The organism is Chitinophaga sp. (assembly GCF_036566945.1).
Classification (GTDB): Bacteria; Bacteroidota; Bacteroidia; order Chitinophagales; family Chitinophagaceae; genus Chitinophaga.
This window is the reverse complement of the sequence record NZ_DATCVJ010000138.1, coordinates 1-12531: the sequence shown is the minus strand read 5'-3', so window position 1 is coordinate 12531 and position 12531 is coordinate 1. Positions and strand designations below refer to the sequence as shown.

Here is a 12531-nt window from a genome sequence, read left to right as displayed (position 1 = left end):
ATGCACACGAATGGTTCATGTTCCATGCGGCCAAATACGGCTTTAAAATGGCCAATATGCTCGGACTGGAGAATTGGGTACAGGTATACCGCGGCGACCTGGGTATTGCCTTATCTGACACCTATACCACGCCGGTATTTTTTGAGCAGTTCGATAAAAAATTCGCGAAACTATTTGATGGGGTACGTCACGACAGTGGAGATCCGATCCTGTTTGCCGATCGTACCATCATGCACTATAAAGGCAAGGGCGTGGATCCGCTCACCAAAACCATTATTTTCTCCGACGGACTGGATGACGAAAAGGTAGCTACCATTGCCGGCTACTGCCGGGGCAAAATAGGGATGTCCTTTGGCATTGGTACTAATTTCACCAATGACGTGGGATTAACCGCCCTCAATATTGTGATCAAAATGTATGAAGCCCTGCCGGAAGATGCGCCCAGATGGACGCCGGTGGTTAAGTTATCTGATGTGAGCGGGAAATATACCGGCGATCCAAAAATGATTGAGCAGGCGCTGGAAACACTGAGCATAAAGCAGAAGGCATAATGCAAAAAGCTACTTTTGGGGAAGCAGAAGGCGCAAAGCATAAAGCTATTGAAGCGAATGACCAGAGCGGAAAATAATACTCGCTTAGATCATTCGCTTCAATAGCTTTTTGCCTTCTGCTTTATGCTTTACGCTTTACGCTACCACGAACCCAACCCAATACCCGTATCCCCTTGGGAAACATCCCCGGATTCAAAACCTTTTTTAAACCAGAACATCCGCTGTGCAGAAGTTCCGTGTGTAAAGGCATCCGGTACTACCTGCCCGGTGCTTGCCTGTTGCAGGCGGTCGTCGCCTACGGCACTGGCAGCATTCAAACCGGACTCAATATCGCCCGGATCCAGGAAAGGCTTGATCTGGTTAGCCCGGTAAGCCCAAACCCCGGCGAGGAAATCGGCCTGCAATTCCAGCATCACCGATAGTTTATTGTATTCCTTCTCGCTCAGGCGGGAACGCATCGCCTGCATCTTGCCACTGATACCCAACAGATTTTGCACGTGATGTCCTACCTCATGTGCGATCACATATGCTTTGGCAAAGTCGCCCTTCACGCCGAATTGCTGTTCCAGCTCGTCAAAAAAGGAAACATCCAGGTATACCCTGTGATCTGCGGGGCAATAAAACGGTCCCATGGCCGATTCCGCGAAACCGCAACCCGATTCTGTACCTTTTTGAAAAGAAACCATCCGGGGCGTTTCATAGGTCTTGTTCTGCTGCTGGAACGTTTGTTTCCACACCCGGTCTGTACTGTTCAGTACTTTTGCGGCCATGACCTCAAACGGTGTCGCATTTTCTTTGGTAAGCTTCTGAGCAGTTTCGCCCTGCCCCTCTCCGGAGCCCTGCACCTGCTGTACCGCCTGCATTACCTGTTGTGGGTCCTGTTTAAAGAGCATCGCCAGCACTATAATGATAATGCCGCCAATACCGCCGCCAATACCAATGTTGCGCATGCCGCCACCGGTACGTTTCTCGACGTTGTCGCTCATTTCTTCATCATCAAGACGCATAAGTAGATTTTAAATTTAAGTGGTGAAGTTTCTCACCCCGAATGTACATTTTTCGCAGGTATCCACCCACTTTTCCCCTCCCCTAAACAAAAGCATTTTCTGCCTGTTAATTATTCATTGCCTTTCTTTACTACTAAATACCACTGTGTATGAAAATAAAACAGATCCTGTTCGCCGCCCGTCCCAAAGGATTACCCGAAGCTGCCAATTTCCAGACAGTAGAAACTACGCTGCCGGAACTCATGCCGGGTGAAGTATTGGTAAAACCCCTTTACTTTTCTGTAGATCCGTATATGCGTGGCCGTATGAACGACAGCAAGTCTTATATTCCTCCGTTCCAGGTGGGCCAACCCATTGAAAGTGGCGGCGTAGCAGAAGTGGTAGATAGCAAAGACGATCAATTCAAAGCCGGCGAAACGGTGATGAGTAGCGGGCCACGTCCTTTTTTGCCCTGGGCAACTGCGGCCATCTTCCCCGGTAATCATCTCCGGAAAATTGATAACAGCATTCCGCTTACCTACTACCTCGGACTACTGGGCGTACCGGGCCTGACTGCCTACTTCGGCATGGTGGATATAGGCAAACCCAAAGCAGGTGAAACGGTGGTGGTATCCGGCGCAGCAGGTGCGGTAGGCATCGTGGTAGGACAAATAGCTAAAATAATGGGATGCCGCGCAGTAGGTATTGCCGGCGGTGCAGAAAAAATAAAGCTGCTCACCGATACCTTCGGTTTTGACGCCGCCATTGACTATAAAGGCAACGCGGACATGGACGGCGCCCTGGCTGCCGCCTGCCCCAACGGGGTAGATATTTACTTTGATAACGTAGGCGGTGAAATTTCAGATGCCGTTATCAGACACCTCAACTTCTTTGCACGCGTACCATTATGCGGGCAGATTGCATTGTACAACGCCACAGAAGTACCAATAGGACCACGCATCCAACCCTTCATGGTCACCCGCAGCATATTGATGCAGGGCTTCATTATTGGTAATTATGCCACCCGCTTCGGAGAAGGGGTGAAACAATTATCAGAATGGATCAAGGCCGGCAAGATAAAATATACCGAAACAGTAGTGGAAGGATTTGACCAGTTACCGACCGCATTATTAGGATTATTTTCCGGTAAGAACAGTGGTAAGATGGTAGTGAAAGTGTAATTTTGAGTATGACAAATGCAATTGTTCATACCCGCGTTAGAAAAGTAGCCGCAGATAGTATCACTGACACCAGTGATATCCTCGCTACAGAAGAACCGCTCGAAATAAGACTGGTGCATGGGCCTTCTCATAACCGCCGGCAACAGAACATATCCGTTACCATGCGTACGCCCGGTGAAGATATGGAACTGGCTGCCGGCTTCCTGTTTACAGAAGGTGTCATTTCCGGTCAGGATGCTATACAGGAAATAATTTTGTCGGAAGATAAGGAAGGCCAAATTGCTACCGTACACCTGAAACCCGGCGCAGTGGCACAATTAGGCAATACTGCCCGCAATTTTACCGCTACCGCCGCCTGTGGTGTTTGTGGCAAAACGGAGATCTCCTCCATTCATACAGCCGTTTCCGTTAATGACAACGATATCCGTTTTTCTGCAGATCATCTATTCGGATTGCCTGCGATGTTGCGCAATGAACAGGCGTTATTTGATACCACCGGCGGATTGCATGCTGCCGCGCTCTTTGACGCCAACGGCAGGCTGTTGATACTGCGGGAAGACATTGGCCGTCATAATGCGGTAGACAAAATTATTGGCGCCGCCATGGCACAACAGTTAATGCCGTTAAAAAATCACCTGCTGCTATTGAGCGGGCGCGCGGGATTTGAGCTGATTCAAAAAGCAGCCATGGCGAACATTCCTGTAATAGCAGCCATAGGCGCCCCTTCCAGCATGGCGGTTAAAATGGCGGATGCATGGCATATCACTTTACTCGGCTTCTTAAAAGAACAACGATTTAATATTTATAGTGCTCCGGAGAGAATTGATTTCAAATCAAAAGTTACCCATCATGGATAGTGCAGAAAATCCGGTCAGGTTTACCGGTATTAAACTCGGACCTCCCAAAACAGTGGCGGCAGGCATTCCTGCTGTTATATCCAGCATGCGGCATATCCTGGAGGAAATGAATGCATTCCGTGGCATGAAAGCCTTGCTGGAACTGAATCAGAAAGATGGCTTTGACTGCCCCGGCTGCGCATGGCCTGATCCGGATGATGAAAGATCCGGTATTGCAGAATACTGTGAGAACGGCGCCAAAGCAGTAGCCGAGGAAGCTACCACTAAAAAACTACTGCCCGACTTTTTCTTACAACATAGCATCGCTGAACTGGGAGCATTAACGGACTATGAGATCGGCAAAAAAGGCCGGATCGCCCAGCCAATGTACCTGGCGCCGGATGCTACGCATTATGCACCCATCTCCTGGGAAAATGCCTACCAGCTGATTGCCCGGCATCTTCAGCAACTGGCCTCTCCAAATGAAGCCGTTTTTTATACCTCCGGGAGAACCAGTAATGAAGCAGCCTTCCTTTATCAGCTCATGGTCAGGGAATACGGTACCAATAACCTCCCCGACTGTTCCAACATGTGCCACGAATCCAGCGGTGTCGCCCTGGGTGAATCGCTGGGAATAGGCAAAGGATCTGTTACCCTGGAAGATATCCACGAAGCAGAGGTGATCATTATCCTCGGGCAAAACCCGGGTACCAATCATCCCCGCATGCTCACGGCATTACAGAAAGCCAAAGCAAACGGCGCTACCATCATTTCCGTGAATCCGTTAAGGGAAACCGGCCTGCTGAACTTTTTAAATCCACAAACCGCCAAAGGCGTTTTAAATATAAAAACGCAGCTGACAGATATTTTCCTGCAGGTAAAAATAAATGGTGACATGGCCCTGCTGAAAGCCCTGTCGCTGCTACTATTACAGCAGGAAGAACGCGCACCGGGCACCGTATTTGATCGTCCGTTTATTGAGGCCAATACACAGGGATACGATGCCTATATCGCGCATCTGAAAACACAACAACTATCGCAGCTCATCGCCGACACTGGTGTGGAACCGGAATTAATACAACAAGCCGCGCAGGCGCTTTTCCATAAAAAGAAAATCATTGCCTGCTGGGCAATGGGCCTCACACAACATAAAAATGCGGTAGATACGATCCGGGAAGTGGTGAACCTGCTCCTGCTGAAAGGCAGTATAGGAAAGCCCGGCGCCGGCACCTGCCCCGTGCGTGGACATAGCAATGTTCAGGGCGACAGAACCATGGGCATTTACGAACAACCCTCCACTGCTTTGCTGGATAAGATCAAAACAGTATACGGTTTTCAGCCGCCACAGGAACATGGCTACGATGTGGTCAAAGCCATTAATGCCATGCATCGCGGAGACGCCAAAGTGTTCATCGCTATGGGAGGCAATTTCCTTTCTGCCACACCGGACACGCTATATACGGCGCAGGCACTGCGCAACTGTGACCTTACCGTACACGTATCTACGAAATTAAACCGCAGCCATGTTGTACATGGCAAAGAAGCGCTCATACTCCCCTGCCTGGGACGCAGCGATAAAGATATGCAGCAAAATGAGCAACAGTTTGTTACCTGCGAAAACTCCATGGGCGTTATACAAATGTCTAAAGGTAATCTGCAGCCGGTATCTTCCGACTTAAAAAGTGAACCTGTGATTGTATGTGAACTGGCTACTGCCTTGTTTGGCGCAACATCACGTGTGCCCTGGAAATCCTATGCACTCCACTACGATGCCATTCGTGACGCCATTGAAAAAGTGATTCCCGGCTTCGATGATTACAATAAAAGAGTAAGACATCCCGGCGGTTTCTATCTGCCAAATGGCGCCCGCAAAGGGCAATTCAATACCAATACCGGAAAAGCCAATTTTAACGTGGCTGCCGTTTCCACTACCCCCTTGGCCATCGATGAATACATGATGATGACCATCCGTAGCCACGACCAGTTTAATACCACGATCTACGGTTTAGATGACCGCTACCGGGGTGTATACCATGAAAGAAGGGTCATATTCATGAATCCTGCGGATATCGCGGCGGCAGGTTTTCACCCCGGAGATATAGTGGATTTGTATAACTATCACGGGCAAACGGAGCGTGTAGCTTATGGCTTCATTATTGTATCCTTTCATATACCGGAAAAATGTACCGCTACTTATTTTCCGGAAACAAATGTGTTGGTACCTGTTGACAGTGTGGCGGATAAAAGTAATACCCCCACTTCCAAACTGGTGATCATTAAAATAAAATCTTCGAATATAAAAAACTAGCGCATGCAACCCATCATATGGCAGGCGGTTAAATGGCCTGCTACCGAATATTTCACGCTGCAGGACAATGCTCAGGGCAAGCTGGCAACCGGCTGTATCAATGGGGTAGCTGAAGAACAACCATTTTGTATTCACTATGAAATAGCGATTACGCCCACCTGGCAGGTCTCCTCATTTTACATCCGGCAAAACGGCTTATCACCAACAGAGTTGCGACTTACATCAGATTTGCATGGTCATTGGTTTGATAAAGACAATAACCATATTGATGCTTTTGATAACTGTATTGATATTGATATTTCGCTCACCCCCTTTACCAATACTTTACCGGTAAAGCGGCTGCCGTTTGAGGAGAACGAAAGTAAGCTGCTGGATATTCTTTATATCAGGCTCCCGGAATTTGAATTGCAGAAAGTACAACAACGCTATACCCGCCTGGGGACGCACGAATATCAATATGATAATGTAACGACTGATTTCACCGCAGCGCTTCCGTTTGATGAAAACAGTATTGTGAAAGATTATCCCGGCATTTTTAAACGTATCTATTACTAAGGCAACAACAAAGCTGTTTCCCTCACCAGTTCAGCAAAAATATCTGCCGTACTCCAGGCCCTGGCTTTACCAGCTGCCTGTCCTGCCCACATATTGATAAACGCCGGATTATCCAGTTCCCTGGCCACTTTACGAATGGGTTGGGTAAGTGCGTCCTGATAGGGATAGCCACTGATCGGCAAACCGGAAGCTTCCACTTCTGTGATCAGTGTATTCCGAACGCCTCTGGCCCAGCGACCGGAAAAAGCACGTGTAAGGAGTGTATCCGTATCCGTTATACCAGCCAAAGCAGCCTTGTGTGCTGGTGTGGCGGCACTTTCGTTGGCACGCAGGTAAATGCTGCCGGTTTGTACAGCAGCAGCTCCCAGCATTTTCGCCGCAGCCACGCCCCTGCCGTCCATAATACCTCCGGCGGCAATAACGGGAATGCGTACACGATCAATAACAGAAGGCACCAGCGCCAGGGTGCCTATCTTTGGTAGCTCTCCCGGCAAAAAGGAGCCCCGGTGACCACCGGCTTCTATTCCCTGCGCAATGATGGCATCTGCGCCGGCAGCTTTCAGTGCAACGGCTTCCTCCACACTGGTAGCGGTTCCCATCAGCCATATTTTATGTTCCTTCAGCAGTGCAAAGCCTTCGGCATCCGGCATTCCGAAAGTAAAACTTACATACTTAACCCCGGCGGCAATGAGCGCCGGCAGCTGCGACCGCCAGGAATAAAACGGGACCTCATCAAAGTTCACCGGTGGTGCTGCCAGCCCATTGGCTCCGCACAGGAATTGCAGGAACTCCTGCATATCATCAAAAACTTTACGGTCATGCCAGGAGGCCGGTTCGTAGGTAAACAGATTAACGGCAAACGGTTGTTGCGTCAATCCTTTCACCTCCCGGATCAGGGCTGTTACTTTTTCCGGCGGCAAACCGCCTACCGGCAACGACCCAAGACCGCCGCTGTTGCTAACAGCAGCTACCATCGCCGGAGTAGTAATGCCTAACATCGGCGCCTGTATCAACGGATAAGTGATACCCAGTTTGCGGGTGAGTTCATTCTTCCATTCCATGACCAATAATTTAGTGCTATAAAAATACGGAAGTTTGAGTTACCGGAAATTGAGGACAGTAGGCGCTCGCAAAGCAGAAACATCGAACCGGAAATCTACGATGGTAGTGATTTCCAGCATCAGCTTCTTCATTGGATCCGGCGCATTCGGATAATAGTAGCCGGAAACTTTAATCGTATTCAGAGAGAGGTTTTCATTCTTTACCCTGAAACCACCGCCAATACCGAGATATACAGGATTCTTCAACAGGTCGTCGCTGTTATTGGTGATCACAGACGCCTGCAGGGCTGTGAAGAAATTAAATTTAAACCCTAAGAATTTAAGCGGACTATAGTAAACGGTTTCTGATCCCAGGTTGAGTCGCTGAAAACCATTCAGGATGGTATTTTTATAGCCCCATATGCCGTATTCCATATTAATGTTCAGCGGCTTGTTAAAGAATGGATTAGGGCTGCCCAGGTAATCTACATCAAAAAACTGCCGGAAGCGGGCACTCCGGATATTGATCAGGCGACTGTAATACTCCAGCCTGGCGTGTATTACGGCGTCTTCGGTGGCCGATTTCAACCAATAAGTCCCCAGTCCCAGCGTGGCATTGAAAAGTCCATAATGCCTGGTGGTAAAAAATTTCTGTGCTTCCATGCCGGTATACAGCCTTCTGCGGCCCTTCCAGCTTTCCCACCCACCAGTACCGCTGATATTATAACCCAGGGGAATATCCTCTGTACGACCAAAGCCAAAGAAATAGTGTGCTTTAAAATAATCGATCCGGTATGCCTGCAGTTCCAGCAGGTAAAGGCGATGGTTGTTGTATACGGGATCATCTTTATACCTCAGTTGATCCGGCTTTCGCTGGAAAGATAAATTATAGTGCCTGGCTAACACGGCGAAGTTGGGCTTACTGCCGATGGTGCCATCATGTTTGTAGTGATTAATAAAATTATATCCAATCCAACCATCAATGACGGTATAGTTATAATCCCTGAAAACACTATCCTGTTCTGTTGGTATCGCTCCCCTGATATTGATAGACCAGTTTTTCGACAGTGCGAAACCTCCTACCAGCTTCGCTGCATTACGGTACAGCGGTCTGTTTAAGTTAATAAACACGGCGCCTTCAAACGAATTCGTATCCAGCTGTGCGTAGTTATTCAGCGTAGTATATCCTACGGTCATGTCAATAAAAGAACCGAGGAAATTATATTTCGTATAGCGTACTTCTGTATTCCAGGTAGGCGTATAATCCGAACGCCACTGCATCCCTACTTTAAGGCCCTGCCCTGCCCCAAACAAATCGTTGTTGGACACACTGGCCCTGATATCTTTGACGCTGAATTGTGAGAGATCAAGGCCATATTCGAAGAGGTCCTTTGTTACCACTTCCACATCCAGCGAATCGCCGTCCATATTCCGAATGTACAACCGGGCATCCTGGATAAAAGGTCTGTTACGGAGGTAACGTTCATTATCCGCCATCTCAAACGGATCCAGCATTTGATTCTCCCGGAAAAACAACGACTGCCTGATCACCCACTCTCTGGAGTCATAATGCAGGCGGTTAGCCAGGTGGATTAATTTCATGCTGGTAGAGAAGGTAGTATCATTGATGTTGCGGGGACCGAAAACTTTAACTTTTCTATAGTAGATATTTCTGATCACTTTGCCCGCAAAGGGGGTAAAATATGCCTCACTTTTAATGATCGTACTATCATTATCGTTGGAACGTATGGGTTCATCCTGTTTTGTAATGCGTTTTATCAGCGTTTGGCGATACTCTTTGTTGCGCATCGAGTCGCGGTATTCACCAATTTTTTTAAACAGGCCGCTATTTTTATGCGGGATAGTATCTCCCGAATGCGGTAACTGTAGGGCTTCTGCATGTACAAATGCAGGGCAATGCAGGCTAACAAGCCAGCAAAAGACAGTTATTGTAGGCCATATTTTGAAATAATTCATCAAGGCTAGCAGCAGGCAACAATTATATTGAAAAAAAATGGAATTGCAACTACTACAAATATTGTACTTGCCGGAATGATAATTGTACAACCATTCAACGACTTACTTGTATACTTGTTACAAGTGTTAATTGTTCACCTTAAAGCACTTACTTATGTTACGTTGGGCACTTATCTTTTTTATCGTAGCTATTATTGCCGCCGTATTTGGTTTTGGGGGTATTGCATCCAGTGCGGCTGCTATTGCTAAGATTCTCTTCTTTATTTTCCTGGTGTTGTTTGCCATTTCTTTGCTGGCAGGGATGCTGAAGAAATAGCTGTTAGCTGTTAGCTATTAGCCGTTAGATTTCAGCGATTAGCTGTTTGCTTTTAACAAATGTAATGGACATGACATCCTCTTTGCTGCATTTACTAAAAGCTAACAGCTAATCGCTAAAAGCTATTTCATAATACTGGTTTCCCAGCCATCGTATTCTGCATTTACTTGTTGTGCCAGTTCCCAAAGGCTCATCACCACGCTATCAATAATAGATTCGCTGGCTTTGTCGGGGCGGGAAATACATAATTTAAAAGGAAACTCCGGGTTATCCGTCTTATCTTCCCTGGCCAGTGTAAAGCCATTTTCTTTAATATGTTCCCAGTACGCCACCTTATCTTCTTCTGTTCTGAAATGTATCCAGTGCTCGATCGGACGTTCTTTTTCAGAAGCATCCCCGTGCTGCCGGAGCATACGTAAAACTTTCCTGTTTTGTATCCGTTGAAACTCGTATACATCAGGAAAGAGAAAATCGAAATATAATTCCCAGTTATTGTCTTCCTTCACACCGTAATCATACCTGTAGTCAGGGAAACCAATCATGGCATCTGCAATGAATTTATCATGCAGCAACGTGGTACCTGCATAGAAGTAAAAATCACGAACACCATTGGAAAAGGTGCGGCCTACAAAATGCGCATCCAGCTTGGTTTGCAACTGCTCTACCAAACTGTCCTCAATTTCACCCATGATGGCAAATTCATCGTTCTGCGGGAATCCGTCCTCACGTGGATTGTTAAGATATACTGTTATATATATGGCATTCGGCTTTTCCTTTAATGGCGCAAATCGTCTCAGATCAAGGTCAAGGCCAATTACTGCAGGACTTTCTTCAATATGGCACGTATAAATATCCCAGTCCGGTCGGTAATCCTTATGCATATAAAAAAATTAAAATAACGCAACAGCTGGCTGTAAAGATACGTTGCTCTCCGTTACAACGGAAAAGATAAACTTGTAATGCCCACTTTTTTATCCACAAAATTTAGCGTATGCTTTGCGTTGGCGTCCATACGATTATGCCGGATATAATCCGGGCTTAACACTAATTAACACTTGGGGTGTTTTTTCTGCATCTCTCCCTAACCTGCCACCACAAAGAATTCTGTTCAATCCTGTAGTTGAAACAGCGGACTGTAAAGGATTCCATTCAACCTTTCATCCCAAAAACGGGCATTTCCTCATCCATAAAAAGTAATTTTACAGGGCTATAAATTGTTGGAAGCTATTATGAGAAAAATTGTATCGTTATTTACAGGCTGGCTATTGTTATGTTGTTTTACCGTGATGGCGCAACAACCCGGAGGAAAAGCTACCTCCGCCAGCACCGGTATTATTTATGGTAAACTGCTGGATGCACAAACCGGTAAACCTATTGAGTACGCATCTGTAGCATTACTCCGTCCTGATTCATCTGTTCAGACAGGAATGCTCTCCAAAACGAATGGAGATTTCCGTTTCGAAAATATTGCGCTCAGCAAATATATCCTTAAGATTAATTTTATCGGATATGAAACGATTTATAAACCCGCGCTCCTATCTGCCAAAACCGGCAGCATTGATATCGGCAATGTAAAGCTGAAAGCAAACGTAAAATCACTGGCGGCAGTAAATGTAGTAGGCGAAAGACCCGCTTTTACCATGGCCATAGACAAACGAATATTTAATGTAGATAAGAACCTGTCTAGCATTGGTGGTACTGCCACAGATGTATTAAAACAGGTGCCTTCTGTGAATGTAGATATTGATGGCAACGTGACCGTTCGTAATGGTACCCCCACCATTTTTATCGATGGCCGCCCGTCTACCCTCACCCTGGACCAGATCCCGGCAGATGCCATTCAGAATATTGAAGTAGTAACTAATCCTTCCGCTAAATATGATGCTGAAGGTATGAGTGGTATTTTAAATATTGTACTGAAGAAAAACAAGAAAGCAGGTATCAACGGTGTGATCAGCGGCGGTGCCACCTCCCTCGGCAGTACCAATGCCGGCGTGGATTTCAACCTGCGCCAGGAGAAATTTAATTTCTTCATCAATTACAACATGCGTAACCGTAAGTCGCCGATGACCAGCCGCCTGTTCAGAAAAAACATAGGCGCCGATACCACTACCTATACGGAACAACTGGAAGACGGTGACTTCTACCGTAAATTTCAGACCGGCCGCATAGGATTTGATTGGTTCATCGATAACCGCAATACCATTACCGTGTCAGAGAATATTACCGGTGGTAATTTTAATAAATACAACGATCAAACCGTCAATGAACTGGATGCACAACAACAGAAAGTTCGCTACGGTACCGGTATCGACAATACACTGAACGGTTTCCGTAATTACACGACACAACTGGGTTACAAGCATACTTTTGCCAAAGAAGGCGAAGAACTGACGGCTGATTTCACCTATAACTACGCTACCGGTGACAACAGCTCCAATTATTCACTCCAGTACTTCGATTTGTCCGGCAAACCGATCTATGATCCTAAAACGCCGGAATTACGCTATGGCAGCGGCGAAGGAAAGACCGTTTATCTTACTGCGCAAGTGGATTATGTAAGACCACTGACGGAGAAATCAAAAATTGAAATGGGATTGCGCAGCAACACCCGCAAATTTGATAATTTCACGAATACCTACGGACAGAACTACCCTTCAGGTGTATTTACCCTGGATTCTGCCCTCTCCAATAATTATCATTACCAGGAACAAATTAACGCTGGTTATGTAAGCTACACCGGCGCCAAAGATAATTTCGGCTACCAGGTAGGCCTGAGAG

At 46.8% G+C, this 12531-nt stretch carries 10 protein-coding genes and 1 pseudogene; 7 read left to right on the top strand and 4 right to left on the bottom strand.

The genetic code is table 11. The features are described 5' to 3' along the window. Positions 1–551: pseudogene (locus VIP81_RS04040) on the top strand (nicotinate phosphoribosyltransferase); the annotation flags it as partial. Positions 552–691: 140 nt separating this feature from the next. Here the strand turns inward: VIP81_RS04040 and ypfJ are convergent. Further along, a complete protein-coding gene (gene ypfJ / locus VIP81_RS04035) occupies positions 692–1558 on the bottom strand; it encodes a KPN_02809 family neutral zinc metallopeptidase (RefSeq protein WP_331957195.1) in 867 nt (288 codons plus the stop codon). 149 nt (positions 1559–1707) lie between these two features. Here ypfJ and VIP81_RS04030 point away from each other — a divergent pair, with 149 nt between their 5' ends. The 4 genes from VIP81_RS04030 to VIP81_RS04015 are packed head-to-tail and all read left to right on the top strand — an operon-like array spanning position 1708 to position 6417. Further along, entirely contained in the window at positions 1708–2718 is a 1011-nt protein-coding gene (locus VIP81_RS04030; protein ID WP_331957194.1) for an NADP-dependent oxidoreductase, read from the top strand. Between the two features lie 8 nt (positions 2719–2726). Continuing rightward, positions 2727–3575, top strand: coding sequence for a formate dehydrogenase accessory sulfurtransferase FdhD (fdhD, locus tag VIP81_RS04025; protein WP_331957193.1), 849 nt, complete (start codon positions 2727–2729; stop codon positions 3573–3575). Continuing rightward, entirely contained in the window at positions 3568–5862 is a 2295-nt protein-coding gene (locus VIP81_RS04020) for an FdhF/YdeP family oxidoreductase (protein WP_331957192.1), read from the top strand. The genes fdhD and VIP81_RS04020 overlap by 8 nt, the downstream gene beginning before the upstream one ends. Before the next feature lie 3 nt (positions 5863–5865). Continuing rightward, positions 5866–6417 carry a putative glycolipid-binding domain-containing protein gene (locus VIP81_RS04015; RefSeq protein WP_331957191.1) on the top strand — a complete coding sequence of 184 codons (552 nt, stop codon included), beginning with the start codon at positions 5866–5868 and terminating at the stop codon, positions 6415–6417. Here VIP81_RS04015 and VIP81_RS04010 read toward each other — a convergent pair. After that, entirely contained in the window at positions 6414–7478 is a 1065-nt protein-coding gene (locus VIP81_RS04010; protein WP_331957190.1) for a nitronate monooxygenase family protein, read from the bottom strand. The two genes, VIP81_RS04015 and VIP81_RS04010, sit on opposite strands and share 4 nt — an antisense overlap. Before the next feature lie 39 nt (positions 7479–7517). Further along, the gene (locus tag VIP81_RS04005) at positions 7518–9266 is read right to left on the bottom strand and encodes a hypothetical protein (protein WP_331957189.1); all 1749 of its coding nucleotides are present in this window, start codon (positions 9264–9266) and stop codon (positions 7518–7520) included. A 322-nt stretch (positions 9267–9588) separates the two neighbouring features. On the opposite strand from VIP81_RS04005, the gene VIP81_RS04000 reads away from it, so the two are divergent. After that, positions 9589–9750 (top strand): DUF1328 domain-containing protein, encoded by a 162-nt coding sequence (locus tag VIP81_RS04000; protein ID WP_133809703.1) that lies wholly within the window; start codon positions 9589–9591, stop codon positions 9748–9750. Between the two features lie 122 nt (positions 9751–9872). Here the strand turns inward: VIP81_RS04000 and VIP81_RS03995 are convergent, their stop codons facing one another. Next, the gene (locus VIP81_RS03995) at positions 9873–10631 is read right to left on the bottom strand and encodes a DUF695 domain-containing protein (protein ID WP_331957188.1); all 759 of its coding nucleotides are present in this window, start codon (positions 10629–10631) and stop codon (positions 9873–9875) included. A gap of 348 nt (positions 10632–10979) precedes the next feature. On the opposite strand from VIP81_RS03995, the gene VIP81_RS03990 reads away from it, so the two are divergent. Beyond that, on the top strand, positions 10980–12531 hold a 1552-nt coding region (locus VIP81_RS03990), incomplete at its 3' end, for an outer membrane beta-barrel protein (protein ID WP_331957187.1).